The organism is Spongiactinospora sp. 9N601 (genome assembly GCF_044326295.1).
Lineage (GTDB): Bacteria > Actinomycetota > Actinomycetes > Streptosporangiales > Streptosporangiaceae > Spongiactinospora > Spongiactinospora gelatinilytica.
Genome location: NZ_JBIRBB010000013.1, coordinates 279,347 through 305,906, shown reverse-complemented (window position 1 = coordinate 305,906; position 26,560 = coordinate 279,347). Strand labels below are relative to the sequence as shown.

The window sequence follows — 26,560 nt, the reverse complement described above, 5'->3', positions numbered from 1 at the left end:
GGGGCCAAGGCGAGCATCGTGGTCAGGGTCAGGGCGAGCGCCTGCGCCGCGCGGCGGAGCCGCCGCGGCGTACGTCGGCCCGCGGGCGGAGCGAAAGCGGATGCCACACGGGCGAGGCCCCCTGCGCGCGGAGCCGACGCGGGTGACCCGCGATGCCCGGCCTGCGGGGCGGGAGCAGATACCACGCGGCCCCCTGCCTGCGAAGCCGGCGCAAGTGACCCGTGGCCCCCTGCCTGCCGGGCCGCCCGCCGCCCGTTCGGCGGCGGGCTCGGGCGCGGCCGGGTGGAAGCGGACGCAGGTGAGCCGTGGCCTCCTGCCTGCGGGGCGGGCGCGGGTGGCGGGTGGTCGGGAGGGGGTGGGGTCAGCACACGTTCCCCTGGGTGCAGCGGGGGACGGTGGGGGGTTCGCCGAGGGAGCGGGCGATGCGGCCGGCGACGGACTGGGCGGCGGGCCACAGTTCGCTGTGCAGGATCTCCTCGGGCGGTACCGCGTCGCGGCTGCGTCCGTCGGAGTAGCCCGCCGTGGAGAACACCAGGTAGGGACCCGCGCCGACCCATCCGTTGCGCTGCCGCTGCGCCGCCCCGAACAGCTCGGTCGCGGTACGCGGGAAGGCCACCGGCCGCACCCCCACCCGGTCGTCGGCGGGCAGCTCGGCGGCGGCCCGCACGCGGTCCTCCTCGCTGGCGAACACGGCCACCCCCACGGTGATGGCGAACGTGGACGTCTGGTCCACGTATGTTGCCCGCAGCAGGGTGCGGCAATCGTGTTCACCGACGACCTGGCCGACCGAGGCGTCCAGGCCCGCCGTGCACGGCGACTCCGGCGCGATGCCGACCCGTCTGGCGTATTGCTGGGTGCGCTCCAGGCCCAGGTATTCGAGTTCGTCGGGGAAGACGACGTCGGCGGGCCAGGCGTGCCAGCGCCGGGCGATGTCGGCGCGTACGTAGTCGGCCCGCTCGGCCACGGTGAGCGGGCGGGAGCGGGTCTCGCGGAGCAGCCCGATCGTACCGAGCAGCACGGTGACCGCCGCGACCGTCAAGATGGTGCCCACCAGGACGAGGAACACCGAGCGGTACCGGACCCCGCGGTCCAGCGCGGCCCGCTCGGCGGCGGCTTCGGCCGCGGCCAGCTCGGCCCGCCGTCCGGCCGCGGACCACGCCCGCACCCTCGGCCCCCGCACACCGCCGGCCTCGGCGGCGTCCGGCCGGGACGTACGTGGCGGACGCGGCAGTGAGCCGAGCCCCGCGGCCCGCCCCGCCCGCGGCAGCCCGCCCTCGGTGACCCGCCGCCGCGCCGGGCCCGCACGCGCCTCCCGCGCCCCGGACCCCGCGGCCTCCGGGCGCCCGTCAGGCTCCTCGGACCGCCGGGGCTTCGACACGTCTTCAATGCTACGTCGCCCCGATCCACCCACCACCCCCCGACCCGACCAGGCACCCCACCACGGTCAGCGGGTGCGTTGGGTGATGAGGACCTCCAGACCGTCGAGGAGGCGTTGGAGGCCGAACTGACGGCTTCTGCCCGGGGCCGGGTCGTCGGCGGACGCTATGGCGGCGCTCAGTGCGGGGAAGCGGTCGGCGGTGTGGCCGGGCAGGGCGCTGAGGTCGGGCTTGAGCCGCTGCTGTGTGGTCCATGGCTGAGTGCCGGCCAAGGTGGCGGATCGGGTGTTGCGAACGTGGCCGCTGAGCAGGAGGACCGCGTCCATCTGCTCGCCGCCGCTCAGCCCGGTCCCGGCAAGGGCCGCGACCGCGCTCTCCGTCCAGCCGATCTCTCTCGGACCCATGATCCGCTCGCCGACGGTGGCGCCGGGCAGCCACGGGTGGTGGTCCCAGGTCGCCCACAGTCGATGGGCCCAGTGTTCGAGCTTGCCGCGCCAGCCGCCGGGGACCGTGCCCAGATCGGGCGGGTCGCCCACGGCTTCCTCGATCATGACGGCGATCAGCTCGGCCTTTCCGCTGACGTAGCGGTACAGCGCCATCTTGGTGAAGCCGAGTTCGCCGGCGACCCGCTGCATGGACAGCGCCGCGAACCCTTCGGCGTCGGCGATGTCCATGGCGGCCCTCGCGATGTCCTCGATGGTGAACGCGGGCTTGGGCCCCCGGTTCGGTGGTTGTCGCACCCCCCAAAGCAGCGCAACGGTGCGGTCCAATTCGGCCCTCCAGTATTGCCCTTGCTCCCGGCCTAAATTTGTGTCTAGCATACACAGCGTCCATCGGACACTGTTTACGAACCACCTGTGATGAGGGGATCACGCCATGTCTGAGAACACCGAACAGCAGCGCAAGGTCATTGCCGACGCCGTCGTCTCGATGGACGGGTACACCAGCACCGGCCCCGAGGACGACATGAGCTGGGCCATGGAGCACATCAGCAGCGAGCAGAGCGAGATCATGTACGAGGGGATCTGGCGCGGGGTGAGCACGGCGGTCGTCGGCCGCGTCAACTGGGAGGGCTTCACCTCCGTATGGCCCGGCCTGACCAGCGACCCGAACAGTTCGGCCCGGACCCGTGACCTGGGCAACTGGCTCGCCACCGTCGAGAAGGTGGTCATCTCCACCACCCTCCAGCAATCCGACCTGGACAAGACGGAATGGAGCAACGCCCGAGTCTCTCGCGACCTCGAAGCCGAAGTACGCGCGCTCAAGGCCGCGCCGGGCCGCGACATCCTCGTCCTGAACAGCGCCAGCATCATCCAGGCGCTGCTCAAGGCCGACCTGGTCGACGAGCTGTACCTGACCGTCCTCCCGGCGACCCTCGGCGCGGGAGTGCGCCTGCTGCCCGACGGCCTCTCGTCGAAGTGGCGGCTCTCCCACGCCACCACCATCCCCGCGACAGGCGCCGTCGCCCTGTGCTACCGCCGTCCCTGAGCCCGGGGGCGGCGAATTCGGCTACGGGGCGGGGGGCTCTGAGGGGGCCGGGGGGCGGCGGATGCGGGTGATGGTGAGAGCGATGGTGGCGACGCAGGCGAGGGCGGCCAGAGCGGCGATGCCTGCGATGCCGCCGTAGACGGTGATCGCGTGGTGGTCGCGGCGGACGACCGGTACCGGGGGGAGGGGGCGGCCCGCGACGGGCTCGGCCGGGTCCTTGGTGTCGTCGCCGGCGGCCCGCAGGGTGTGCCGGGAGATGCGGCCCGCCTCGGCGAGCGCGCCCGCCGCGCTCACCACGCCGAAGCCCATGCCCGTGTCATAGCCGTCGGATGGCCGTTTGTTGGTGCCGGAGGTCAGGGCCTGTACCACCAGCGCGGGCGACATTTTCGGATATTTGGCCTTGATGAGCGCCGCCACCCCCGACACCATCGCACTGGCCTGCGACGTCCCCCGCCCCACCCAGTACTCATCCCCCGGCCCGGCCCCCAAGATGTCCACCCCCGGAGCCGCCACCAGCACCGAAGGGTTGAAGTTGGAGAACGAGGCCCGCCGCAGCCCCCGGTCGGCCGCCCCCACCGACACCACGCCCGGGAACGCCGCCGGATAGGAGTAGGGCGCGAACCCGTCGGCCCCCGGCTTGGCCGCGCCGTCGTTGCCCGCCGCGGCCACCAGCACGACCCCCTTGGAGATCGCGTACCGGATCGCCGCCCGCTCCTCCTTGGTCGCCAGTTCCTTGGTGATCGACATGTTGATCACGTCGGCCCCCCGGTCCACCGCGTACCGGATGCCCTTGGCCACCACGTCCTCATAGCGCTCGGCCGAGTTGAACTCGCGAAACCCCGGCTCCTCGTCCTCCAGGATGATCCGCACCGAGAGGATCTTCGCCCGGGGCGCGATGCCGATGATCCCGTCGCCGCCCCCCGGGCCGTGCCCGTGCCCGGCGATCAGCGAGGCCATGTAGGTGCCGTGCAGCTTGCGCGGCCGTACGCCCGGCGGGTTGGCCCCCGCCGTGAAGTCACGCCCCACGATCACCGAACCGGCCAGGTCGCGGTGCCGCGGATCGACGCCGGAGTCGAGCACCGCCACCGTGACGCCCTTGCCCTTGCTCACGGCCCAGGCCCTCGACACCTGAAGGGTGCGCAGCACCGGCCGCTGGCTGTCGCGTACGTCATCGGCCAACGCCGGGGCCGGTACCGTGACCACCGGCACCGTGACCACCGGCGCGACCAGCGCCGCCAGCAGCACGACCGCCGCCCGCCGCCTCAGCACGACCACTCCGCGGAGGCCGCGCAGTCCGGCGTGGCCGGGCGGGTCAGGTCGCGCAGGACCCGCTCGCCCATGTGGCCCGCGAACGCGAACATCGCCGGCCGCTGGTCGCCCACCGCCTTCGCCGGGCGCCCGTCCACCTGCCCGGCGGTGGTGAGCACGACGTAGGGGCCGCCCTGCCGTACCGTGCCGGACTGGCGGCCCGCGGCGGTGAAGCGGTCGGTGACCGTGCCGGGGAAGGCCAGCGCGCGCAGGCCCGGACTGGGCCGCTCACCCGAGGGGAAGGCGGCCTCGGCGCGCCGCGCCCTCGCCTCGTCGGGGAAGGCGGCCACCCCGATGGTCACCACCATGCCCTGCAACGCGTCGATGTAGGTCGCCCGGAGCACGGCGCGGCAGCCCGCCGTACGCAGCGCGGAGGCCAGCTTGGCATCGACCGCGGTCTGGCAGCGGTGGTCGGCGGCGATTCCGACCCGGCGGGCGCTCTCCTGCCCGCCCTGCTCGGCGGCGTAGCCGATCGTCTCGGGGAACACCTTGCCCACCGGCCAGGACTGCCAGCGCCGCGCGACCTCGGCCCCCGCCGCGCGCTCCAGCTCGCCCGCGCTGGGCTGCCTGGTCAGCTCGCCGCCCGCCGCGCTCGCGGCGACCCCGGCCACGCCCGCGCAGACCAGCGCGAGCACCGCGGCGGCGATCATGGTGGGCAGGCCGCGTGTCCTGGTGTGTTCGTTCATCCGGCCCCCGCCCCCAGGAGCACGTGTCCGAAAGGCCACGCTCGAAGACCGCTGTCGCTCACTTGCTCGACTTTAACGCGGAGTAGGCGAGGATGCGGTCAAGTCGCCCCGTGACATCCGCCGTTCCGCTTCGCGGAGAATGTCCCGCAGGGCCGGGCCCCGGGCTGGATCGTTCCGATCGACAGCCCGGCCCGGCGCGGAACGGCGGATGTGCCGCTCGCCGAAATGCGCGTCAGTAGCTGGGCAGGCTGGGGTCGATGGTCTTGACCCAGCTCAGCACCCCGCCACCGACGTGTACCGCGTCGGAGAACCCGGCGTTCTTGACGATCGCCAGCGCCTCGGCGCTACGCCCTCCGGACTTGCAGTGCAGCACGATCTTCTTGTCCTGCGGCAGCTTCTCCAGCGCGGCCCCGTTCAGGAACTCGCCCTTGGGGATCAGCGTCGCGCCCGGGATGGAGACGATCTCGTACTCGTTCTGCTCGCGGACGTCGACCAGGAAGATGTCATCGCCGCGGTCCTGCATGTCCTTCAGCTCACGCGCGGTGATCGTGGAGTCGGTCACCGCCTGCTGCGCGTCTTCCGAAAGCGCCCCGCAGAACGCCTCGTAGTCGTCGAGGAGCTGGGTGACGCTCGGGTTCTTGCCGCACAGCACGCACTCGGGGTCCTTGCGGACCTTGACCGTGCGGTACTGCATCTCCAGGGCGTCGTAGATCATCAGTCGCCCGACCAGCGGCTCGCCGATCCCGGTCAGCAGCTTGATCGCCTCGTTGACCTGGATCGAGCCGATCGACGCGCACAGCACGCCGAGCACGCCGCCCTCGGCGCAGGACGGCACCATCCCGGGCGGCGGCGGCTCGGGGTAGAGGCAGCGGTAGCACGGGCCGTGCTCGGCCCAGAAGACGCTGGCCTGGCCGTCGAAGCGGTAGATCGACCCCCAGACGTACGGCTTACCGAGCAGCACCGCCGCGTCGTTGACCATGTAGCGGGTCGCGAAGTTGTCGGTGCCGTCCACGATCAGGTCGTAGCCGGAGAAGATCTCCATGACGTTGTCGGTGCTCAACGCCACGTTGTGCACCACCACGTCGATCAGCGGGTTGATCTCCTTGACCGAGGCGGCGGCGCTCTCGGCCTTCAGCCTGCCCACGTCCGACTGGCCGTGGATCACCTGGCGCTGGAGGTTGGACTCGTCCACGACGTCGAAGTCGATGATGCCGAGGGTGCCCACGCCCGCGGCGGCGAGGTACAGCAGGGCCGGCGACCCCAGTCCGCCCGCGCCCACACACAGCACCTTTGCGTTCTTCAGGCGCTTCTGCCCGGCCATTCCAACATCGGGAATGATCAGGTGACGCGAATACCGCCGAACCTCATCGACGGTGAGTTCGGCGGCCGGCTCTACCAGCGGTGGCAAGGACACAGTTCTACGCTCCCGTTTCAGGGGGTCTCTGTGGGTGTCAACCTAACCCGGTTGCCGGGCATTCCCCAAAGACCGCCGTTCGTCGGTCATCCCGTCCACAATGGTCCCGCGCGGCTTTCAGCCCCGCGACAGCGCCACCGACTCGGCGATCAGGCGGCGCGCCTCGCGGGCGACGGCATCGGGATACTCCATCTGCGCCACATGCCCGGCCCGGGGCAGCAGCACCAGCCTGACCTGCTGGAACGTACGGCCGGCCCGCGCCGCCATGCGCGGGCGCACGATCCGGTCGTGCCGGCCATGGATCACCAGCGTCGGCGCGGACACCTTGGCCGCCAGCCGCCAGAGGTTCTCCTCGCCCCGGCGGAAGTACTCGGCCACGATCGCCCGCGCGCAACCGACGAGGGCCGCGCCCGCGTACGGCAGGCCGTCCCTGCGGCGCAGTTCCTCCACCGCCTCGCGGAACCGCTCGGGGTGAATCCGGGTCGCGTCGGCGTAGCACATCTCGAAGGTGGCGCTCAGCCGGCGTTCGGCGGGGATCATCCGCATCCGGTCGACCGCCCACAGGCCGATGCCGGGCAGGGTGGAGAGCGCCACCCGGGCCGGGCCGTACCTGGGCAGCAGGTCGGGCATCGCGGGCGAGACCAGCACGAGCGACCGGATCAGATCGGGCCGCGTCGCGGCCACCCGGACCGAGACCGCGCCGCCGAGGGAGTTGCCGAACAGGTGTACCGGGCGGTCGGCGACCCGCTCGATGAGGCCGATCACGGCGTTGGCGTGGGCGGCGATCGAGTAGTCGGTGTCCTCGGGGGCCGGGGAGAACCCGTTGCCGGGCAGGTCGATGGCGTAGCCCCCGGCCACGTCCTGGAGGCGGTGCATCAGGTCCGTCCAGTTGGTGGCGGAACCGCCGAGACCGTGTACGTATACGGCGGTCTGGTCGCCGCCGCGCGGTGTCGCCCTGACGTACACCTCGCGTCCGCCGAGGTCCAGCAACTCCCCCGGCCAGCGCGCGATCGGCACCTCGCCGTTCGTGGCAGCCGGGCGTTGGGTGGCTTCGCCGTCCGGGTCTCGCCGCGCGTACTCCGCGCCCCCGGTCGCCTGTGAGGTCGGCTCGGACACCACGCGCCCCTTCCTCCCTGTGCGTGTCCTGCGCTTCTGCCTGTCTCTCGACCATAACCACGGCACCGGCTCGCGCAATCCCCCGCTCCCGGCCGCCCCCGGCCATCGCCCCCTTCACAGCAATCGGACATTAGCGACATACATGGCGAAAGCACTTAATAATAGTTTAATGCTAGCAATAAAGAGATTATCAGTTAGCAAAGGCATGAGATTGCTGTTTGTCGCCCTTCAAGGCCGGAAATCAGACAACCAGGATCACCCGTTGTGGTGACATCCTCGGCAATTGCCAGTCATAGAGGGCAAATGCCTAACTGGGCCATCATGCCTTCCAAGGGGGATACGCAATGCCCAAGGTCAAGAAAATCGCCGCGGCCCTGGCCATCAGCACCGCGGTGACGGGCGGGGTCGTCGGCCTCGGTGCCGCGACAGCCACCACCACCGCGAACGCCGGCGTCGCCATCACCACGCAGAACTGGGGCTGCGGCGGGCACCACGGCTGCGGCGGCGGTCACTGGGGTGGCAGCCACTGCGGCGGCGGTCACTGGGGTGGCCACTGGGGCGGCCACGGCCACCACAAGCGGTGGGTCAACCGGTCCACGGTCCGGATCAACCACGCCACCGGCCACGTGCGGTGGCGCCACGCGAGAGGCTGCCTCCACATCCGCAAGAACTACCACATCATCAAGGACCACCACCACCACGGTCACTGGTAAACGACCACATTCCAATCGCAGGGTAGGAAATCATCCTTTTCCCGGATTATGCGGCGGTTCGGAATAACAGATATCCGGCGGGGCTCCAGGCGCTCGAATTGGGCGCCGGGGCCCCGCCTCCGCCATGCCCGCGGGCTCCGCCGCTATCCCGCCGGGCCGCGTTCTTTCGCCGGGCCACGTTCCCCCGCCGGGCCACGTTCCCCCGCCGGGCCACGTTCCCCCGCTGAGCCGCGTTCCCCCGCCGCCCGGAGGCGGGCGCCGAAATCGCGGAAGGCCGCCCGGAAGGCGGCCGGTTCGTGGACGACGAAGTCGGCGTCCAGGAAGGCGAGGTTCACCAGCGGCCACTGCCAGGTGTCGAGCCAGAGCACGACCCTGGTCCGCCGGTCGGTCACCGCCGAAAGCTCGGTGTCCTGGTACTTGAAGGCGTCGGCGACCGCCGCCAGCGGGGCCTCCACGGTGAGCACGACACGCTCCCGCTCCTTGTTCAGCCCTTGTCGCAGATAGTCCAGCGCGGTCTCGGCGGGCAGCGGGCGTGGCCGAAAAGCGCTCGTCGTCACCGCGAGACCGCTGACGCGGTCGATGCGGAAGATCCGCCAGTCGTCCCTGCCCTCGTCCCAGGCCAGCAGGTACCAGCGCAGGCTGTGGTGGACATGCCGGTACGGCTCGACCCGCCGCGACGTCACCGAGCCGCCCTTGCCCGCATAGTCGAAGGTCACGACGTGGCGGCGCTGGATGGCGTCGGCCAGCGTGGCGAGCACGGCGGTGCTGACGCTCGGGGCCGGCGCCGCGCCGGTCTCCAGGCTCGCGCGCAGCCGGGCCGCCCGGTGCCGTAGCCGCTTCGGCAGGAACTGATCGACCTTCCCGTACGCCCGCGTGGCCGCCTCGTCCACACTGCCCTCGGCCGCGCTCCCGGTGGCGGCGAAGGCGGCCAGCCCGACCAGGGTCGCGATGGCCTCGTCGTCGTCCAGCACCAGCGGCGGCAGCGCCGCGCCCGCCGTGAGCCGGTAGTAACCGCCGGGGCCGGGCCGGGTCTCGACCGGATAGCCGTACTCCCGCAGCCGCTCGACGTCGCGGCGCAGGGTCCGCGGGCTGACGCCGAGCCGCGCGACGAGTTCGTCGCCGCTGAACGACCGGCCGCTCTGCAAGGTGGCCAGCAGAGCGAGGATGCGCTGGGTGACGTCCGCCATACCTCCAGTCTCCCGCTGTTGCGGTCAGAAAATGGCCACATCCGTGCGTAGCCTCGGCCGCATGCACACGATCCGCATCCGGGGCGCCCGGACCAACAACCTCAAGGCCCTCGACGTGGACATCCCCCGCGGCAGGCTGGTCGTGTTCGTCGGGATGTCCGGGTCGGGCAAGTCGTCGCTGGTGTTCGACACGATCGCGGCGGAGGCCGGGCACCAGCTCAACGAGACGTTCCCGCCGTTCACCCGCAACCGGCTGCCGAAGTGGACCCGCCCGGAGACCGAGAAGATCGAGGGACTGTCCCCGGTCGTGGTCATCGACCAGCGGCGGCTCGGCGGCAACGCGCGCTCCACCGTGGGCACCATCACCGACGCCTGGACGTACCTGCGGCTGCTGTTCTCCCGCATCGGCACGCCGTACGTCGGCGAGTCGAACCGCTTTTCGTTCAACGATCCGGCGGGCATGTGCCCGGCCTGCTCCGGGCTCGGTGAGATCGTGGTCAGCGCCGTCGATCGCTTCCTGGACCTGGACAAGTCGCTGGCCGGGGGCGCGATCCTGCTGCCCGGCTTCGGCAACGGCGGGTACTGGTACTCGCAGTACGCCGACATCGGCAGCTTCGCGGTCGACACGCCGCTGCGCGACTGGACCGAGCGGGAGCGCCAGGCGTTGCTGTACGGCGGCGAGCACGCCGCCCTGCTCGGTACCAGGCCGCCCAAGGACTACGAGGGCGTCGTGAACCGGTTCGAGCGGATCTACCTGCACACCTCCGATGACCTGTCCGACCGCAAGCGGGAGGCGCTGGCCCGGTTCACCCGCTCGCAGACCTGCCCCGAGTGCCACGGCGAACGCCTGAACGAGGCCGCCCGCACCGCCACCGTCCTCGGCCGCACCATCGGCGAGCTGGCCCGCATGGAGATCACCGAACTCGCCGGCCTGCTGGAGGAGGTGCGCGGCCCGGCCGTCGCGCCGGTCGTGTCCGCCCTCGGGGAACGCCTGCGGGCCATGATCACCATCGGGCTCGGGTACCTGCACCTCGGCCGGGCCACCACCAGCCTGTCCGGCGGCGAGTCGCAGCGGATCAAGACCGTCAAACACCTGGGCAGCAGCCTGGTCGAGATGCTGTACGTCTTCGACGAGCCCACCGCCGGCCTGCACCCGCACGACATCGCCGCGATGACCACTTTGCTGCGCGACCTACGCGACAAGGGCAACACGGTGCTGGTGGTGGAACACGACCCGGCCGTCATGGCGATCGCCGACCAGGTCGTGGAGATCGGTCCGGGCGCGGGCACCGCCGGCGGCGAGCTGGTGTTCCAGGGGACGCCGGAGGAGTTGCGGGCGTCCGGTACGGCGACCGCCACGGCTCTCCGCGAACGGACGCCGCTCAACGCGAGCCCCCGGACCCCCACCGGCGCGATCAAGGTGGACGGCGCCGTACGCAACAACCTGAAGGACCTGACCGTCGAGATCCCCACCGGGGTGCTGACCGTCCTGACCGGGGTGGCCGGGTCCGGCAAGTCCAGCCTGGCCGCCGAACTGGTCGATCGGCACGACGCTGTGGTGATCGACCAGCGGCCGGTGAGCACCAACCGCCGCTCCACCCCCATCACCTACACCGGGATCGCGCCCGCCGTCCGCAGGCTGTTCGCCGAGCGCAGCGGCATGCCCGCCGGCCTGTTCAGCGCCAACTCGGCAGGCGCGTGCCCGGACTGCAAGGGCCTGGGCGTCATCTACACCGACCTGGCGTTCATGGACGGTCACGAGACCGTGTGCGAGACCTGCCACGGGCGGCGCTTCACCGAGGAGGTACTCCGCCACCGGGTGGACGGCCTGTCCATCGCCGACATCGACGACCTGACGATCAGTGACGCGATCGGACGGCTGCCCGCGCGGCGCGTCCGCGAGGCGCTGCGCCACCTGGACGAGGTCGGCCTCGGCTACCTGCGCCTCGGCCAGCCGCTGACCACGCTGTCCGGCGGCGAGTGCCAGCGCGTCAAGATCGCCCGCGAGTTGCGCGAGACCACCGAACCGGCCCTGTACGTGCTCGACGAGCCCACCACCGGCCTGCACCTGCGCGACCTGGCCGCGCTGCTCGGCATCCTGGATCGGCTGGTCGCCCAGGGCCACACCGCCGTGGTCATCGAGCACAACGTCGATGTGATCCGGCACGCGGACTGGATCATCGACCTGGGGCCGGGGCCGGGCAGGCACGGCGGGCGGGTGCTCTACGAGGGCCCGGTGGCCGGGCTGCGCGGCACCCGTACCGCCGCCGCCGTGCACGAGGCATGAGGATGGTCCTGACGCCGCCCCCCAGACGGCGCCAGGACCTGGCTTCGGGCTGCGTCGCCGCAGGCTCAGGAGAACAGCTTCACCGCGTTACGCAGCGTGTGCGCGGCCACGTCTCTGCCGAGACGCACCCCCACCTCGTCCGCGATCCGGGTGTGGATGCCGGACCACACGCGGGCGTCGATGTTCTCGTCGGCGGGCCGCTTCCAGTCGGTGTAGGTGCGCGTGACGCCTGGCAGGGTGGGGCTGCCGATCGTGTACGGCCGGCGCGAACGCGGGCCGATCAGCGCGGTGAGCACCTGCTGGGCCGCTCCGGCGTAGCTGTTGTGCCCGCTCGGGTAGTCGGGGTGCGCCGGGGTGTTGTGCAGCGGTGTCCAGGACGGGTCTGTGACCTGGAGCGCGGTGACCGGACGCCACAGCACATAGGCGTACTTCGCATCCGATGTGGCGATCTGGGTGTCCACCAGAGCCACGTGGAAGAGCGCGACCAGCCCGGTACGCCAGGACTGCGACCTGTCCTGCGACTGCACGACCGCCGCCCGGAGCACGCCGTCGTACAGCGTGAGCGAGGACCCGAGCCAGAACTGCGCGGTCTCGGTCTGCGCGGGCGTGCGGGCGGTGCTGCCCGCCGCGCCGTACACCCGGACCTCCTCCAGGTCCTTCACGTAGCGCTCGGAGGTGAGCGCGGGCGGTGGCGCGGGTCGGTACTGGCTGCGGGTGGCCAGCAGGAACGGCTTGGCGTCACGGGTGCCGGACTGGGCGCCCGGCGAGAACGAAGGCGGCGTCGGACGCCACACCCCCGGGTCGGACGACACCGGCGTGTACGGCGGGCTGACGGACTGCGGGTCGAGCCCGTCCTTGTCCCGCTCGGCCAGCAGCGCGTCGGCCTCCCGGGTGCCCGCGGCCACCCCGCGCCGCTTGTCGACCCCCTCCGGGATGCGGGCCAGCGACGCGGCGAGCGACGCGTCCAGCTCCTGCTTACGCGACGGCACCAGCGTGACCAGCGACCTGTGCAGGGCGGACGCGAGCGCGGCATCCCGGAACGCGGGCGGCGACGGCCGATGCCGCAACGCCCGCGCCGCCGACAGCCAACTGATCGCCCAGGTGCGGCTGTTGGTCACCTGCGCGGACGCCCCGGCGGCGGCGATCGTGGCGGCGGTGGTGTCGTACCACTCGGTCACGGTGTCGGCACGCTGCCACGTCTCGGCCGACCCGGCTAAGGGGGCCGGGGCGGCGATCGGAGCGGATAGCGGCACGGCGACCAGCGCGGCGGCGATAACCGACAAAACCGACATGTTAGGTGCTCCTCAAGGGTGGGGCGGGGTGCGGCGCGATCAGCATAGACAGAGGCAGGACGGATTAGCAATATTTCCTATAGGTAATGCATGGAATATCCGCCCACTGGTATGGCCGCCTCCCGGACAGGCGGCAACACCACCCAATGCTAACGTATCGTGGCTGAGTGATCACACATTGTGGCGATGGCCTTGAGAGGGGCTACCAGTTGTACCCGGCCTTGATGTTGCACCGCCTGATGAGCGCGATCAGCATGTACCCGGCCGTTGATCCGGCCAGCCGGACATTCGATCCCTGGGGCGAGTCGTCCAGGAGTTTGTCCAATTCCGCCCGATGCCTCTCGGCCGCGCGCCGGAGCTTGGCGAAACCTTCATCCAGGTACGGATCATCGGACTCCATCGCCGCCACCCGGCGAATGACCTCCGCCTGCGCCTTCTCCTCGGTGACGGAGGTGGGGGCCGTGCGGCGCGTCGTCCATTTGTACGGATCGACCTCCGCCTCGTCCAGGATGTCGACCACCTCATAGCAGGCGGCCAAGGGATCGGGCGCGCTACAGGCGAGCGATGTCATCACCAGGGCGGACGCTACGACGATCCGCGATAATCGCACGGGCATGCTAGGGAGCGACGTCCCGCCACACATCGGGAGCGAACCGAAGCGCCGGACCGGAACGATTTGTACCATCCCGAACCCCGATCACCCTGAGCAGGTTGTCTGCCACCTCAACGCAGCTCCCGCCGTCGGGACTGATATAGCTGCTCGTCCGCCAGGGGGCCCTTTCAAGCCCGGCTTTGGTCAAATCTGCTGCTTCCATGATCCCCATACCTTCTTGATAAGGTCCACGGACTGCCCTACTCGAAACGCCTCGGCCCGTATCCTCTCATAGCAGTTCACTGCCCGTGCCACAGCAGTGGGATCGGCCGTCACCTCATCGCTCGCGGCGGAATCCACCGACACTATGGTCGGTGCCTCACTAAGTTCCGCCAGAATGAAGCCGGACATGAAACCGTCGTAGCATCGGGTGTCATAAGGGGTGAGCTGGATCGTGATATGTCGCAGCTCGCTCAGCTCCAGCAAACGGGCGAGCTGCGCGGCCATCAGTGCCGGCCCACCGACAGGCCGTTTCAAGACCCATTCGTCCATGAGCACCCACACGGCGGGCGGATCAGGCCGCGTCAGGACCTGCTGCCTCCGCATCCGGATGGCGGTCAGTTCTTCGACCCGCTCCTCTGACATATTCGCGCCCCTGAACAACGCGCGGGCATAGTCGGCCGTCTGGAGCAGCCCGGGAATCAGCAGCGGTTCCCAGGTCCGCAGCGCAACCGCTCCCGGCTCGATCTCCTCAGCCCACCGCTGGAACCACAGTGGCCCGGACGCAGCCGGCTGGGCGATGTAAGCGGCGAGCCTTCCGAAGAAGCCATCCGTCTCGAACAGGCGGTCGAGGCTTTTAGCGAAATCGGGCTGCGGGACACGCTTCGCCAATTCGACACTCGATACCAAGCTTCCTGAGCATCCACAAAAGCGGGCAACCCGCCCCTGCGACATGCCAGACTGCTTGCGCAGTCTACGCAATTCTCTACCAAACCGGACTACAAGCGCATTCGGTTTGGCGGGGTGCTCTGCCATTGCCATCTCCTGACCGTCGGCTTACGCATCACGACTAGGGATATCACGTCCATCGACAAGCTTGGACTCGGTCGGCTGAATTCTGCCCCTGAACGTCGGTCAACAACGCAGGACAGGGCCATCCCCCCTGGACCAAAGTGAAAGCTCAACGCTCGCTTCGACAAACCACCAGGCTGTGTGAGCTATATGCGACGACTATTGGCAGACACCCCGACTAGCATGGTTTGGAAGGTAAGTACCTTTCCAGGAACGCTGGATCAGGTCGCCGCCGCTCGCCGGACATTACGGGAAATGTGGGCGGCCAATCCCTCCCTCAACGGCGACTTCCTGGACGATCTCCTCCTCATGGTCTCGGAGTTGACCGCCAACGCCATCCGCCACACCCGGAGCGGCGACCCGGGCGGCCTGGTCGGGCTGGTCGTCACCGCTCACTCCACCGGGGTACGCGTCGAGGTCATCGACCAGGGCTCGCGCACGGTACCCCGCGTGATCGGCCCCGAGGACGACGACATGCCGCTGCGGCGAGGCGGCAGGGGCCTGGCCCTCGTCGAGGCCACATCGGACAGGTGGGGCCACCATCCCGTTTCCATGGTCACGGCCCGGCGCGGCCGGGTGGTCTGGTTCGAGAAAGGAACCGCATGATGGAAAACAAAAGCGGCCGTATCAAGGTCGAGTTCTCTCCGCTCGGCACCGCCCGATGGCTGCACATTTGGGAGATCAACGACCCCACCAGCAGGGGCGTTCACATGTCCCGCGCCGGCTTCTCGACATGGCTGGAAGCCGTCAAAGAGGGCGCGTTCACCCCCGAAGAACAGGACGACCTGCTCCGGCTCAACATAGGCGACCTCGTGGCGGGGACGCGTACCACCGTCGTCACCACACCCGCTTCCTGGAAAAGGTTCGTCGCCGACGCCAGAAAGGGCCATTTCGACGAGTACACGGTGCGGACGTAATTCATGACCGCGCCATGGCCCTTTCCGATTGGACGATCGTGGGGAGCATCGCCCTGCATTGGATCAACGGGCACCTGATCGTGCTCACCGCCAGGCCGTACAACAGCCTGGAAGAAGCCATCAAGGCATACGAGAAACGCGAGTCCGAAAGGCGGAACCGCGACCTGGCCGAACTCGGCCATCTGGTGGACGCCGCCTTCGAGCGGATGCGCGGCAGCCGTCACCCGCCGGACACGGAGGCACGGCCCCCGCCAGGCGGCCCTCCCCGATGAGCCTCAGCAGGGGGTCGAAAAGTAGTTGAAGATTCAATATGCTATATTGCCACATATGCGTATCGGATTCAGCCTCCCCCAACTCGGTGGTGTCGTCGCCCGCCAAGCAGACGAAGTGGCCCGGTTCGCCCGGGAAGCAGAAGCGTTGGGTGCCGGGAGCCTGTGGGTGGGCGATCGCCTGCTCGCCCCGGTCAACCCCACCGTCGGCTATCCGCCGGGAGTCAACGCGACGATCCCGGATGAGTTCCACCACATCCTGGACCCGTTCGCCATGCTCGCCGTCGCCGCCGCGGTGACCGAGACCCCCTTGCTGGGCACCAACGTCCTGAACGCCCCCTGGTACCCGCCGGCCATGCTGGCCCGCTCGCTGACCACCATCGACCTGGTCAGCGGCGGGCGGCTGGTGCCGGGCTTCGGTTCCGGCTGGTCGCCCGAGGAGTTCCAGGCGGCAGGGGTACCGATCGCCGAGCGCGGCCCGCGCCTGGACGAGTGCCTGGACGCGCTCGACCAGCTCTGGACCGCCAGCCCGGCCGAGTACCAGGGCAAGTACTGGTCCGTGCCGGCCACCCACGCCAAGCTCAAGCCGGTACGGCGACCGCCCATCTACCTCGCGGCGTTCGCCCCGGTGGCGATGCGCCGGGTCGCCAAGCGCGCCGACGGCTGGCTCCCGGTCCTCCCCCTCACCGGCCCTGGGCCGGTGGACGTGGCAGAGCTGATCACCAACCCGATGCGGCACATCAGGGAACTCGCCGCCGAGGAGGGCCGCGACCCGGCCGAGATCGGCCTGATCCTGCGCATCTACCCATTCCCCGGGGGCACGGTAGACGACATCGTGAACGCCATCCACAGCGTCTCCACCGAACCCGACGTCCAACACCTGATCGTGGACCTGATGTTCATGGCCACCAGCATCGACCACTACCTCGAAATGGCCGCCGAAATCCTCCGCCGCGCCTGACACATCCCAGCCGCCCATCCCCGAGTGCCCCGGGAAGCACTCCACCACCCCCCGGGGCATTCACCAATCGTCTTCGCTCCGCTCAGCCGCCCTCTTCCATGTCGGGCTCCGACCGACCCCGGTAACGCGCCGTCCGCCCGCAGGCTGCACGCCCACCTGCGGTGGCATAACGCCAACTCCCGCCGTCTCGACGTCCTGGCCGCCCAGCGCTGGGGGGCCGCCCCCGCGCCAAGGCGGCGTGCTCAAACTCTGCGAACGTTCCTGGTCACCGCACCAACTGTTGGAGTGCAGCGCCTACTTTCGCACACGGAAGCGGAGCGTCGTGATGGCGCCCGACTGGGTGTTGCTGAAAGGTTCCAGGTCGATCCTGCCGAGGCTTGGGGGTGAGAAGCGGACGCCGTCGCCCAGTAGCACCGGTATGACATACACCAGGATCTCGTCGACGAGCCCGCGCCGCAGGCACTGGGCGGCCACGTCGGCACCGAGGATCTCCAGGTTTTTGCCGCCCGCGGCGCTGCGTGCCGTGGCAACGGCTTCCTCAAGTCCACAGGTGAGGAATGTGACGGCCGGGTCCGGCTCGTCGGGAGGCTTGTGCGTGAGGACGAACTGTGGTCCCCCGTCGTAGGCGGTGTCCTGGGCGGCCATACGCTTGGCGACCTCGTACGTGCCCCGGCCGATGAGCATTGCGCCCGTGGCCGCCATGACCTCCGGGACCTCGGCCGCGGTCAGGTACTCGGCGATCCAGTCCATCGCGTGGCCAGGGCCGGCGATGAAGCCGTCCAGCGACATCGCCCGGTTCACGACCACTTTGCCGGTGCCGAAACCCACATCACTCATGCGTTTTCTCCACGGATCTTGGAGTCCCGAGGCCGGCTCATAGTTCGGCCGGTGGGAAGTTGCAAGCGTATCTGCGGCGGCGCAACGCGAACAACCGGCAGCCGGGTGTGCCGGCCGCGCAGCGTCGGCAACGTGCCCGGGTACAGCGTGAACGACACCGCCGGTGGGGTCGTCCTCAGTCCCGGGCTGGGTGACCAAGCCGGTGATCGTTTGTGGTCACCGCACTAAGAACGGCCATCGTCTTCGCTCCGCTCAGCCGCCTCTTTTGTGTACCGCGCCGGTTCGCCTGAACCGAGGCCGCCGACCGGACGCTCGACCGCCTCTGCCGCTACCGCGGCCGAATCTCAAAACCGGCTCACTGGCTCGGCTTCCCCTCAGCGGCGGCATTTCGGCCCGCCTTAGGGCAGGCCCTCGGCCGCTTCGCGCCTGGCTGGAAGGCACGCTGCGACCGTCGGCGCGGTGGTGACACGACCATGACATGGCGCGGACGAGGCGGGAATACGGCCCGCCGATAGTGGGTGGGGTTGACCGGCGGGCCGGTTGCGGGACGTGTGGGAGAGCCCTTGGGCCGGCCGGAGCGGTCCGGGCGGTGAAGGTGATCACGAAAAGGGAGCAGACTTTGGCCGATGGCGGAGCATGGGACCGGCGTTCGCTGTTGAGAGGAGCCGCCATGCTGACCGGTGCGGTCGCGACCGCGCCCCTGCTAGGGGGCGCGGCCACGGCGTACGCGGGGGGCAGTGACGCGGACGCACTGTTCGAGGCCGGCAAGTTCGAGCGGGCCGGCCGCGCCTATGAGGAGATTCTGAAGAATGACCCCAGGAACGTGCACGCCGCGCGCCAGCGCGGCTATGTGGGGCTCCTGGGCAACAAGTTCCACGACGCCGAGAAGTACCTCACGATCGCCCTGAACCTGGCGCCCGACGACAAGCAGACCAACCGGCTCCTGGCCGACTGCCACACCCGGCAGGACGAACTCTCCCTGGCCGCGCCCCACTGGCAGGCAGCCGGTGAGGAGGCGTACGCCAAACAGTTCGCGGCGATCCGCGGTACGCCGTACCAGATCCACGGCGACGTCACGCGACTGCCATGGCTCCAGACGGACCCGTTTCCGCTGGTGGAAGCCTCGATTAACGGCGGACCGCTGAAGCGCTTCTCGTTCTACACCCACGTCGACGCGTTGGGCGTGTCTTCGCGGGTCGCCAAGGAGGCCGGGCTGAGCGCGGTGGCCAAGCAGAAGATCGAGGCCTTCGGCGACGTCATCTGGCTGTATTACGGGGTGCTGGACTCCTTCAAGCTGGGCGGCATCGAGCTGCGCAACATTCCCGTGGGGTGGTCGGAGCGGGAATCGGGTGGAGAGGTCGCCCCCGAGGCCCACGACGGCATGATCGGTACGTGGGTCTTCTACCACTTCCTGTCCACTTTCGACTACGCGGGCCGGTCGCTGATCCTGCGCCGCCGCACCCCCGAGACGGCCCGGAGTGCCCGAGCCGACGCCGCCCGCGCGGGTGTCGAGCCGCTGCCGTTGTGGCTGGCCGGTGGGCACATGCTGTACACCGAGGGCAGCGTCGCCGACATCGCAGGCTCCCAAACGGGGGTGGTGTCCCTGAACATCGGCGGAACCGGCGAACAGGTCGCGGGCATCTCCGAGGAAACGGCCAAGCAGTTGGGGGTACGCATCGACTACGACCGCCCATTCGCTTCCTTTGCCGCAGGTCAGCCCGTCGAAGGCTACCCCTGCTACCCCAAGGAGATCCGCCTCGGCGGCGTCACCGCCAAGGGCGTCTACAGCTACGCGGGGGGCAAGAACACGCTCGGCGGCGAAGGCTTCTACAAACTGGCCGGCTTCGACCACGCCTTCCACAAGCCCAACAACATCACTCTCGATTTCACCGACATGAACGCCTACATCGCCCGCGGCAAGGCCGCCTGATCACCGCCACCCGCTGGAACTGCCAACACCTACGGTCGAGGGGGTGAGGGCAGACCAGGCGCTCCTATCCCGCCGCCCCGCACCGCACCGCACCGCACCGCACCGCACCGGGAGTGTCCTGACCCCCGCCGCAGCAACCACTACGCGGCCGAAGCCCAGCGCTAACCGACGTCGAGACGCCGCCCCAGAGCGAGCGAGTACCGGAGAACATCGCCTCACCGCCGCCGCCCAGGGCTGGCTTGAGCGGCGAAAAGAACTGCCAATGCCGCAAGCGACTCCTACGTGCGTGGGGGGTGAGGGCAGATCTGGAGGCCCGTTGTGACGCTGCAACCACGTGATTCACGGCGCGCGCGGGCGCCGTACCTTCCCGCGCCGGAGAAGTCGCCCCGGGCGATTCGGGCGGCGTTGCTTCCTGAGGATGTCGGAGATTTCGACCGCGAGTACCGCGGCGTGATGACCGAGGCGATGGAGCCGCTGGACTTGGCCCCGGTCAGGGCGTTCATCGAACGCTGGTGGCGTGTCGCCTGGTCCTCGGCCGATCCGGAGGGGCACCGGGCGATGTTGGAGACCGCCGGACGGTTGGCGCGAGGTGAAGAGGTGCCTACGAAGTCGGTTCGGGGGACGCTGGCGAACGTCGGCCTTAAATGAGGTCGAGCACCGCGACGAGGCTGCGCGGAGCTGGCTGCCCTTCCTGCGGGGTGGTGACCCACTCCGCCGAGCCGGTTCGTCTGATGCACCTGCGACTTTGGGCAGGCGAGTCGTTGAACAGGGCGAAGCCGGGTCTGATCCTCGAAGAGCAGCGACGAGCCGCGCGATCGGTGGCCGCGCGGGAACGTCCGGGGCGGCGCATGGGACCGGGCTCCGATCAACGCGCTGAGGAGCGTCGACAGCCGTCAGCGGGCGAACGGCGAGGTACCGGCGTCGGGCGAAGCCCGACATCAAAGAAGACGGCTGAGCGCAGCGAAGACCATTTTCGCCGGAGGCGGGGGGTAGGAACGGGGGCGGCGCGAAGGGCGTTTCAGCCGGTGCTGGGAACGGCGACCGGCCACAGCACACGCGAAACACCGGGCACAGGGCCCGGCCAGGTACGGCGAGACGGCGGGTACCACGGCATGCCGTACCGTGACACGCGCCCGACGAACAGGGCCGTATGTCTCTCACCCAGCGCTCGGCCCTTCCCAGAGATCAGCGAGGGAGCGGCGCGGTACCGGCGTCGGGCGAAGCCCGACATCAAAGAAGACGGCTGAGCGCAGCGAAGGCCATGAGGTGCGCGAAGCGAAGGCCGTCGAGTGTGCGCGGAGCGCTGCCCCGCCGCCGGAGGTCAGGTGTCCGCTTTGCGGGCGAGTTTGGTGTCGCGGGAGATGCGGACCAGGGCCGCCGCCAGGTGGGCGAGGTCGTCCGGCTTGGTGAGGCGGGCGAGTTTGCCCGGGTCGCGCGGCAGATGCACGCGCCCCGCGCCCGACAGGGCCCGCTTGTCGAAGTACGGCCGCAGCCACGGCCACACCTCCTGGGCCTCGCGGCAGAAGATGTCCGCCCCCGTCTCCCCGATGCCCTTGAACCGCTGAAGCGCCTGCCGCAGCCGCTTCGGGTCCCGGCCCGCCTCCTCCGCGACCTTCCGCATGTCCCCGCCGTACTCGCCCACCAGCAGTTCGGCGCACTCGCCGAGCCGGCTCGACGTGCTCTCGTCGTACCGCACGTAGTGCCCCCGCCCCAGCGCGTCCACCCGATCCTGCCAGGTCAGCCGTGCCATCCCCCTGGGCGTGTCGCCGCCGGCGGCGAAGAGTTCGCGGGCGGCGGCCACGGCCACGTCGGAGTTGATCCGGGCGCTCAGCAGGTTGGCCAGCACCAGAAGCTGCCAGAGCGGACGCGGCTGGTCGCGAAGCTTGATACCGGCCTGCTCGGCATAGGTCTGACCAGCGGTTTTCAGGACCGTAGCAACATCACTCATCGAAATTCCCTCCCCACCGCCCGCTACCCACCAAAACAGACTTACGCGGACTTACGGGACTTCCGCTTGGGCTTCTCCTCGGTGCCCTTCTCCTCAGCGGCCTTCTCCTCGGCAGGCTTCTCGTCGGCGGCCTTCCCGCCACGCTTGCGGGCCGGTGCGCCCTCCCGCTCCCGCTTGGCGGCGTTCACGCTCGCGCGCAGCGCGGCCATGAGGTCCACCGCAGGCCCGGCCTCCTCGGGCGCGCCCTCCGGCTGGACGACCTCCTTGCCCGCCACCTTGGCATCGATGACCTGCTGCAACGCCTCACGATAACTGTCGTGGTACTCGCCGGGGTCGAAGTCGGAGGCCATCGTCTCGATCAGCGACTCGGCCATCTTCAACTCCTGGGCCCGGACGTCGATCTCCTCCTCCAGGAACGCGAACTCGGCCTGGCGGATCTCATCCGGCCACAGCATGGTCTCCAGCACGAAGATGCCGTCGCGGACGCGCAGCGTGGCCAGTGACTCGCGCTGCCGCAGCGCGATCTTCACGACCGCGACCTGCCCGGAACGCTCCAGGGCGTCGCGCAGCAGCACGTACGGCTTGGCCCCCTGCGCGTCGGGCTCCAGATAGTAGGACTTGGCGAAGTAGATCGGGTCGATCTGCTCGGCCGGAGTGAACTGGAGGACGTCGATCCGCCGGGACGTGGACAGCGGCAGGTCCTCGAAGTCCTCGTCGGTGAGGATCACCATCTCGCCGGTGGCCAGCTCGTAACCTTTGGCGATGTCGGCGTAGGGGACCTCCTCGCCGTCGATGGTGCACACCCGCTTGTACCGGATCCGCCCGCCGTCCTCACGGTGCACCTGGTGGAAGCTGACGTCCTTCTGCTCGGTCGCGGAGTAGAGCTTCACGGGGATCGTGACCAGCCCGAAGGAGATCGCGCCCTTCCAGATGCTGCGCATCGCCTCTCCTCATCCGAACCTGAGCCCGAACCCCCACCGGCCGCTCACCCGATTTTCGCACTCAGGTTCGACTCCCGCCACACCCCGATGAGTTATCTCACCATCGGGGCACATACCCGTCATGGGGGATCCGATGCCATATCCAGTCATTCCGATGCTCGCCGTACCCGGCGCTCTCCCCACCGAGGGCTCCCGCTACGCGCTGGAGATCAAGTGGGACGGAATCCGCGCCATCGTCTACAAGGACTACCAGGACCCCCAGGTCAGGATAACCGGGCGGCAGGCCGCCGACTACACCTCGCGCTACCCCGAGGTGGCCGGACTCGCGGTGGACCTCGCCGGGCACCGGGTCGTGCTGGACGGCGAGCTGGTCGCCTTCGACCGCACCGGAAGGCCCGCCTTCCAGCGCCTCCAGCGGCGGATGCACGTGACCGATCCGGGGCGGCTCGCGGAGTTCGTCCCGGTCACCTACCTGCCGTTCGACCTGCTCCACCTCGACGGCTACGACCTGTTCGACGTCCCGTACCTGGACCGCCGCGACCTGCTCGAACGGCTCGGCATCGACGTACCGCCGCGCTTTCCCGGGGACGCCACCGAACTGCTCACCATCACCCGCGAGAAGGGCCTGGAAGGCGTCATCGCCAAGCGGCTGGACTCCCCTTACCGGCCGGGGCGGCGCTCGGACTGGTGGATCAAGGTGAAGAACCTGGACATGCGCGACGTGGTGATCGGCGGATGGCGGCCGGGGAGGGGACGCCGGGCCGGAGGGGTCGGTTCGCTGCTCATGGGGGCCTTCGGCGTGCGCGGCCTGGTCTACGTCGGCCACGTCGGGACCGGCTTCACCGACGCCGTGCTGGACGACCTCTACGCCAGGCTGGCCCCGCTGGAAACGGAAGAGAGCCCGTTCTGCGTCCCCGTTCCCCCGGAGATCGCCCGTGGCTCCCGGTGGGTTCGTCCGGAGTTGGTGGGGGAAGTGGCCTTCACCGTCTGGACGGAAGAACGCCGCCTGCGCAACGCGGTCTGGCGGGGCCTGCGCCCGGACAAGATCCCAGCGGAGGTGATCCTGTGAGCGGCGGCCGGGTGCCCGTCAAGGTCGAGGGCAGGGACCTGCGGCTGAGCAACCTGGACAAGGTGCTCTACCCGGAGGAGGGCTTCACCAAGGCCGAGGTGATCGACTACTACTCGCGCATCGCCCCCGTCCTGCTCCCCCACCTGCGGGGACGGCCGCTCACCGTCAAGCGGTACCCGAACGGCGTCGAGGGCCCCTTCTTCTTCGAGAAGAACGCGCCGAAGCACGTCCCGGACTGGATCAGGACCGTCAACGTGCCCACGCCGGGCAGTACGAAGGACCGCGACACCATCGACTTCGCCGTGATCGAGGATCTGCCGGCGCTGGTGTTCTTCGCCAACCTGGCCGCGCTGGAGCTGCACGTGCCGATGTGGCGGGTGGACGGCAAGGGCCGGCCGCGCGACCCGGACACCCTGGTCTTCGACCTCGATCCGGGGCCTCCGGCGACGATCGTCGAGTGCTGCCGGGTGGCGGGCCTGCTGCGCGACGTACTGGACGAGGACGGGCTGAGCGCCTGCCCCAAGACCAGCGGCAGCAAGGGCATGCAGCTCTACGCGCCGTGGCGGCGCGAGGACGACCCCCGGGAGTACGCGAGGGAGGTCGCGCGGCGGCTGGAGTCCGAGCACCGGGACGAGATCGTCAGCGTGATGACCAAGAAGGTGCGCGAGGGGAAGGTGCTTATCGACTGGAGCCAGAACAACACCGCCAAGACCACGGTCGCGCCGTACTCGCTGCGCGCCCGCGCGCGCCCCACCGTGTCAACGCCGCTCACCTGGGAAGAGGTCGAGGAGTGCGATGATGCGGGCGAGTTGGTGTTCACCGCCGCCGACGTGCTGGCCCGGGTGGAGGAACACGGAGATCTGTTCGGGCCGGTGGCCCCTTAGCGTTGTCGGTGGGGGGCCGTAGGGTGGTGACTGTCGGTTCATCAAGGGAGGGACCACCGATGTCGGAGATGGACGTGCGCGGAGACAGTCTCACCGAGCGCGCGCTCGACGACGAGACGACCGTGCAGGAGATCGCGATAGAGACCGAGGAGGCCGACGCCGCCGAGCAGCACCGCGAGATGAGGGAGTCGGCCGGGCTGCGGTGGCGGCAGGAGATCCCGTTCGACGTCGATCCCTTCGACGCGGCCGAGCAGGAGCGTACCGTCGACCTCGACGAGGACGATTACCGCTGAGCCGTGCTACTCGGCGGTAATGCTCATGCATAGGATGTCGCGAGACCCGATCGAGCCAGGACGGCGAGCCCGTACCGGGCCGTAGCTAGGAGACCGCCGTGACCGCAACCCCGGACGCGAGGCCCCGGGGCACCCGGCTGCCCCGGCTGGCCCGCCGCCGCCAGTTGCTCGGCGCGGCACAGGAGGTCTTCGTCGAGAACGGCTACCACGCCGCCGCGATGGACGAGATCGCCGAGCGGGCCGGGGTCAGCAAACCGGTGCTCTACCAGCACTTCCCCAGCAAACTGGAGCTCTACCTGGCGCTGCTCGACACGCACGTCGACGACATGGTCGGCCGGTGCCGTGAGGCGCTGGCCGCGACGACCGACAACAAGCAGCGGGTGCAGGCGGCGATCGGCGCGTTCTTCGACTTCGTCTCGGTCCAGGGTGAGGCGTTCCGGCTGGTGTTCGAGTCCGATCTGCGCAACGTCGAGCCGGTGCGGCAGCGCATGGAGCGTTCGCTCCGGGAGAGCGCCGCCATGATCAGTCAGGTCATCCAGGAGGACACGGGCTGCTCCAAGGAGGAGGCCCACCTGCTGGGCGTGGGGCTGGTGGGCATGGCGGAGGTCAGCGCCCGCTACTGGCTGACCAGCGGAGACTCCATTCCCAAGGAGGCGGCCACGCAGCTCATGGCCCGCCTGGCCTGGCGCGGCATCGGCGGTTTCCCGCTCAGCACCTGAAGGCCGGCCGCCACCTGAACCTCTGTTCGCTTGACGCGATCAACCGTCACATTCGGCGAGGCGGGGGCGACCATGGTAGGAGCAGCCCGCGTCGAAAGGGAATCCGATGGAAATCAAGATCGGCGTGCGGTCGGTACACCGTGAGCTAATCGTGGAGACCGACTGGACCGCCGAGCGGGTAGAGGAGGAGCTGCGCAGCGCGCTCGCCGCCGAGCGGGGCGTGTTCGCGATCTCCGACGTGCGGGGGCGCAGGATCGTGATACCGGTTGAATCACTCGGTTTCGTGGAGATCGGCGAAGACGAGCCCCGTCCGGCCGGTTTCGGCGGCACTCTCTGACCCCGGGCGACGGGCGGGCGACTCCCGCCCGCCGCCCCGGGCCGCCCCAGGCCAAGCCAGCCGGGGCAACCGGGGCAACCGGGGTCAGGAGCCAGAGCCGGGCCGCCTCAGGGCTACCGGGGTGATCGGGGTCAGGAGCCAGAGCCGGGCCGCCTCAGGGCTACCGGGGTGATCGGGGTCAGGGGTCAGAGCCGGGCCGCCCGGGGTGACCTCCGGTGCCCCCGCCCTTGGCGAGCGGCATCAAGGACCTGGGGTCAGGCCGAGGGCGCTCATCCGTTTGCCGTGGGCCTCGGTGAGGCGGGCGAACATCCGGGAGATCTCGGCGAGGTCCTCGCCGGCCGGCTCCACCAGGAGCGCCGCGAGGTCCGGCCGCGCGGCGGCGACCCGCTGGCCCTGACTCAGCGCCTCCCCCACCATGCGCCTGGCCCAAAGGGCCAGCCGTCCAGTCCGCTTCGGGTCCTGCCCCAGCGCGCCCCGCACCCGCTCCACCGCGAACTCCGAACGCCCCTCGTCGGCCAGCACCTCGTCCACCAGCCCGCTGGTCCGCGCGTCCACGTGCCGGGCCGCCTCGCGGTAGAAGTCCTGTGCGATCCCGGTGCCCACGTACGCCTTCACCAGCGCCTCCAGCCAATCGCCCGGCCGGGTCTTGGCGTGCCAGTCGTCCAGCGCCCCCACGAAGGGGGCCATCGCCTCCTCGGGGTCGGCGCCCATCTCGGTGAGCCGGTCGCGCACCAGACGGAAGTGCCCGTACTCCGTCGCCGCCAGGTCGCTCAGCGCGGCACGGTCGGTGAGCGAGGGCGCGAGCCTGGCCGCGTCCTCGGCGAGCCGCCAGAAAGCGGTCAGCTCGGCGTAGGCGAGGACGCCCAGAAGGTCGGTGACTCCGGAAGAACCCGCCGCGGGAGGGGTTTCAGTCATGGATGCAGGG

29 protein-coding genes are annotated in these 26,560 nt (G+C 69.8%); 14 read left to right on the top strand and 15 right to left on the bottom strand.

The window, feature by feature from the left end; translation table 11 throughout:
* Nucleotides 1–361: 361 nt before the first annotated feature.
* Both ACH34R_RS30060 and ACH34R_RS30055 read right to left on the bottom strand, forming a co-directional pair.
* On the bottom strand, nucleotides 362–1,378 hold the full coding sequence (locus ACH34R_RS30060; protein ID WP_397564893.1) for a hypothetical protein: 1,017 nt from the start codon (nucleotides 1,376–1,378) through the stop codon (nucleotides 362–364).
* 66 nt (nucleotides 1,379–1,444) lie between these two features.
* Entirely contained in the window at nucleotides 1,445–2,146 is a 702-nt protein-coding gene (locus tag ACH34R_RS30055; RefSeq protein ID WP_397564892.1) for a TetR/AcrR family transcriptional regulator, read from the bottom strand.
* A 106-nt stretch (nucleotides 2,147–2,252) separates the two neighbouring features.
* Here ACH34R_RS30055 and ACH34R_RS30050 point away from each other — a divergent pair, with 106 nt between their 5' ends.
* Nucleotides 2,253–2,864: a dihydrofolate reductase family protein gene (locus ACH34R_RS30050; RefSeq protein WP_397564891.1), complete on the top strand. Its 612-nt coding sequence runs from the start codon at nucleotides 2,253–2,255 to the stop codon at nucleotides 2,862–2,864.
* Nucleotides 2,865–2,885: 21 nt separating this feature from the next.
* Here the strand turns inward: ACH34R_RS30050 and ACH34R_RS30045 are convergent, their stop codons facing one another.
* The 4 genes from ACH34R_RS30045 to ACH34R_RS30030 all read right to left on the bottom strand — a co-directional run bounded on the left by ACH34R_RS30045 (nucleotide 2,886) and on the right by ACH34R_RS30030 (nucleotide 7,388).
* A complete protein-coding gene (locus ACH34R_RS30045; RefSeq protein WP_397564890.1) occupies nucleotides 2,886–4,133 on the bottom strand; it encodes a S8 family peptidase in 1,248 nt (415 codons plus the stop codon).
* Nucleotides 4,127–4,858, bottom strand: a complete 732-nt coding sequence (locus ACH34R_RS30040) for a hypothetical protein (RefSeq protein WP_397564889.1) — start codon at nucleotides 4,856–4,858, stop codon at nucleotides 4,127–4,129. Before ACH34R_RS30040 ends, ACH34R_RS30045 begins: the two co-directional genes overlap by 7 nt.
* Before the next feature lie 232 nt (nucleotides 4,859–5,090).
* Entirely contained in the window at nucleotides 5,091–6,272 is a 1,182-nt protein-coding gene (moeZ, locus tag ACH34R_RS30035; protein WP_111171799.1) for an adenylyltransferase/sulfurtransferase MoeZ, read from the bottom strand.
* A gap of 117 nt (nucleotides 6,273–6,389) precedes the next feature.
* The gene (locus tag ACH34R_RS30030; RefSeq protein WP_397564888.1) at nucleotides 6,390–7,388 is read right to left on the bottom strand and encodes an alpha/beta fold hydrolase; all 999 of its coding nucleotides are present in this window, start codon (nucleotides 7,386–7,388) and stop codon (nucleotides 6,390–6,392) included.
* 344 nt (nucleotides 7,389–7,732) lie between these two features.
* Here ACH34R_RS30030 and ACH34R_RS30025 point away from each other — a divergent pair, with 344 nt between their 5' ends.
* Nucleotides 7,733–8,101, top strand: a complete 369-nt coding sequence (locus ACH34R_RS30025; protein WP_111170721.1) for a hypothetical protein — start codon at nucleotides 7,733–7,735, stop codon at nucleotides 8,099–8,101.
* Nucleotides 8,102–8,244: 143 nt separating this feature from the next.
* Here ACH34R_RS30025 and ACH34R_RS30020 read toward each other — a convergent pair whose 3' ends face one another.
* Nucleotides 8,245–9,288 carry a WYL domain-containing protein gene (locus ACH34R_RS30020; RefSeq protein WP_397564887.1) on the bottom strand — a complete coding sequence of 348 codons (1,044 nt, stop codon included), beginning with the start codon at nucleotides 9,286–9,288 and terminating at the stop codon, nucleotides 8,245–8,247.
* Between the two features lie 61 nt (nucleotides 9,289–9,349).
* Here ACH34R_RS30020 and ACH34R_RS30015 point away from each other — a divergent pair, with 61 nt between their 5' ends.
* Entirely contained in the window at nucleotides 9,350–11,575 is a 2,226-nt protein-coding gene (locus tag ACH34R_RS30015) for an ATP-binding cassette domain-containing protein (protein WP_397564886.1), read from the top strand.
* A gap of 65 nt (nucleotides 11,576–11,640) precedes the next feature.
* Here the strand turns inward: ACH34R_RS30015 and ACH34R_RS30010 are convergent, their stop codons facing one another.
* From ACH34R_RS30010 to ACH34R_RS29995, 4 genes are all read right to left on the bottom strand, one after another.
* Nucleotides 11,641–12,867: a vanadium-dependent haloperoxidase gene (locus tag ACH34R_RS30010; protein ID WP_397564885.1), complete on the bottom strand. Its 1,227-nt coding sequence runs from the start codon at nucleotides 12,865–12,867 to the stop codon at nucleotides 11,641–11,643.
* Nucleotides 12,868–13,069: 202 nt separating this feature from the next.
* On the bottom strand, nucleotides 13,070–13,441 hold the full coding sequence (locus tag ACH34R_RS30005; RefSeq protein ID WP_397564884.1) for a hypothetical protein: 372 nt from the start codon (nucleotides 13,439–13,441) through the stop codon (nucleotides 13,070–13,072).
* A gap of 43 nt (nucleotides 13,442–13,484) precedes the next feature.
* Nucleotides 13,485–13,682 carry a DUF397 domain-containing protein gene (locus ACH34R_RS30000; protein ID WP_397564883.1) on the bottom strand — a complete coding sequence of 66 codons (198 nt, stop codon included), beginning with the start codon at nucleotides 13,680–13,682 and terminating at the stop codon, nucleotides 13,485–13,487.
* On the bottom strand, nucleotides 13,664–14,494 hold the full coding sequence (locus tag ACH34R_RS29995) for a helix-turn-helix domain-containing protein (protein ID WP_397564882.1): 831 nt from the start codon (nucleotides 14,492–14,494) through the stop codon (nucleotides 13,664–13,666). Before ACH34R_RS29995 ends, ACH34R_RS30000 begins: the two co-directional genes overlap by 19 nt.
* A gap of 186 nt (nucleotides 14,495–14,680) precedes the next feature.
* On the opposite strand from ACH34R_RS29995, the gene ACH34R_RS29990 reads away from it, so the two are divergent.
* From ACH34R_RS29990 to ACH34R_RS29975, 4 genes are read left to right on the top strand one after another with little or no spacing between them, the layout of a single operon-like run.
* Nucleotides 14,681–15,136 carry an ATP-binding protein gene (locus ACH34R_RS29990; RefSeq protein WP_397564881.1) on the top strand — a complete coding sequence of 152 codons (456 nt, stop codon included), beginning with the start codon at nucleotides 14,681–14,683 and terminating at the stop codon, nucleotides 15,134–15,136.
* Nucleotides 15,133–15,447 (top strand): hypothetical protein, encoded by a 315-nt coding sequence (locus ACH34R_RS29985; protein WP_397564880.1) that lies wholly within the window; start codon nucleotides 15,133–15,135, stop codon nucleotides 15,445–15,447. The genes ACH34R_RS29990 and ACH34R_RS29985 overlap by 4 nt, the downstream gene beginning before the upstream one ends.
* Nucleotides 15,448–15,461: 14 nt before the next feature.
* Complete coding sequence (locus ACH34R_RS29980; protein ID WP_397564879.1) at nucleotides 15,462–15,719, top strand: hypothetical protein; 258 nt, start codon at nucleotides 15,462–15,464, stop codon at nucleotides 15,717–15,719.
* Between the two features lie 55 nt (nucleotides 15,720–15,774).
* Nucleotides 15,775–16,677, top strand: a complete 903-nt coding sequence (locus ACH34R_RS29975; RefSeq protein ID WP_397564878.1) for a TIGR03619 family F420-dependent LLM class oxidoreductase — start codon at nucleotides 15,775–15,777, stop codon at nucleotides 16,675–16,677.
* Nucleotides 16,678–16,971: 294 nt separating this feature from the next.
* Here ACH34R_RS29975 and ACH34R_RS29970 read toward each other — a convergent pair whose 3' ends face one another.
* Entirely contained in the window at nucleotides 16,972–17,514 is a 543-nt protein-coding gene (locus ACH34R_RS29970) for a dihydrofolate reductase family protein (protein WP_397564877.1), read from the bottom strand.
* A gap of 670 nt (nucleotides 17,515–18,184) precedes the next feature.
* On the opposite strand from ACH34R_RS29970, the gene ACH34R_RS29965 reads away from it, so the two are divergent.
* Together ACH34R_RS29965 and ACH34R_RS29960 are read left to right on the top strand one after the other, a co-directional pair.
* Nucleotides 18,185–19,444, top strand: a complete 1,260-nt coding sequence (locus tag ACH34R_RS29965) for a hypothetical protein (protein WP_397564876.1) — start codon at nucleotides 18,185–18,187, stop codon at nucleotides 19,442–19,444.
* 318 nt (nucleotides 19,445–19,762) lie between these two features.
* Nucleotides 19,763–20,092, top strand: coding sequence for a DUF6247 family protein (locus ACH34R_RS29960; RefSeq protein ID WP_397564875.1), 330 nt, complete (start codon nucleotides 19,763–19,765; stop codon nucleotides 20,090–20,092).
* A 673-nt stretch (nucleotides 20,093–20,765) separates the two neighbouring features.
* Here ACH34R_RS29960 and ACH34R_RS29955 read toward each other — a convergent pair.
* Nucleotides 20,766–21,392, bottom strand: coding sequence for an endonuclease (locus ACH34R_RS29955; protein ID WP_397564874.1), 627 nt, complete (start codon nucleotides 21,390–21,392; stop codon nucleotides 20,766–20,768).
* Between the two features lie 41 nt (nucleotides 21,393–21,433).
* Nucleotides 21,434–22,333 (bottom strand): Ku protein, encoded by a 900-nt coding sequence (locus ACH34R_RS29950; protein WP_397564873.1) that lies wholly within the window; start codon nucleotides 22,331–22,333, stop codon nucleotides 21,434–21,436.
* Nucleotides 22,334–22,466: 133 nt separating this feature from the next.
* On the opposite strand from ACH34R_RS29950, the gene ligD (ACH34R_RS29945) reads away from it, so the two are divergent.
* The 5 genes from ligD (ACH34R_RS29945) to ACH34R_RS29925 all read left to right on the top strand — a co-directional run bounded on the left by ligD (ACH34R_RS29945) (nucleotide 22,467) and on the right by ACH34R_RS29925 (nucleotide 25,635).
* Entirely contained in the window at nucleotides 22,467–23,402 is a 936-nt protein-coding gene (gene ligD / locus ACH34R_RS29945) for a non-homologous end-joining DNA ligase (RefSeq protein ID WP_397564872.1), read from the top strand.
* A complete protein-coding gene (gene ligD / locus ACH34R_RS29940) occupies nucleotides 23,399–24,286 on the top strand; it encodes a non-homologous end-joining DNA ligase (protein ID WP_397564871.1) in 888 nt (295 codons plus the stop codon). The genes ligD (ACH34R_RS29945) and ligD (ACH34R_RS29940) overlap by 4 nt, the downstream gene beginning before the upstream one ends.
* A 59-nt stretch (nucleotides 24,287–24,345) precedes the next feature.
* A complete protein-coding gene (locus ACH34R_RS29935) occupies nucleotides 24,346–24,579 on the top strand; it encodes a hypothetical protein (RefSeq protein WP_397564870.1) in 234 nt (77 codons plus the stop codon).
* Nucleotides 24,580–24,677: 98 nt separating this feature from the next.
* Nucleotides 24,678–25,298 (top strand): TetR/AcrR family transcriptional regulator, encoded by a 621-nt coding sequence (locus tag ACH34R_RS29930; RefSeq protein ID WP_111172037.1) that lies wholly within the window; start codon nucleotides 24,678–24,680, stop codon nucleotides 25,296–25,298.
* Between the two features lie 106 nt (nucleotides 25,299–25,404).
* Nucleotides 25,405–25,635, top strand: coding sequence for a DUF3107 domain-containing protein (locus ACH34R_RS29925; protein ID WP_397564869.1), 231 nt, complete (start codon nucleotides 25,405–25,407; stop codon nucleotides 25,633–25,635).
* Nucleotides 25,636–25,875: 240 nt separating this feature from the next.
* Here the strand turns inward: ACH34R_RS29925 and ACH34R_RS29920 are convergent, their stop codons facing one another.
* Nucleotides 25,876–26,550, bottom strand: coding sequence for a ferritin-like fold-containing protein (locus tag ACH34R_RS29920; RefSeq protein WP_397564868.1), 675 nt, complete (start codon nucleotides 26,548–26,550; stop codon nucleotides 25,876–25,878).
* Between the last annotated feature and the right edge of the window lie 10 nt (nucleotides 26,551–26,560).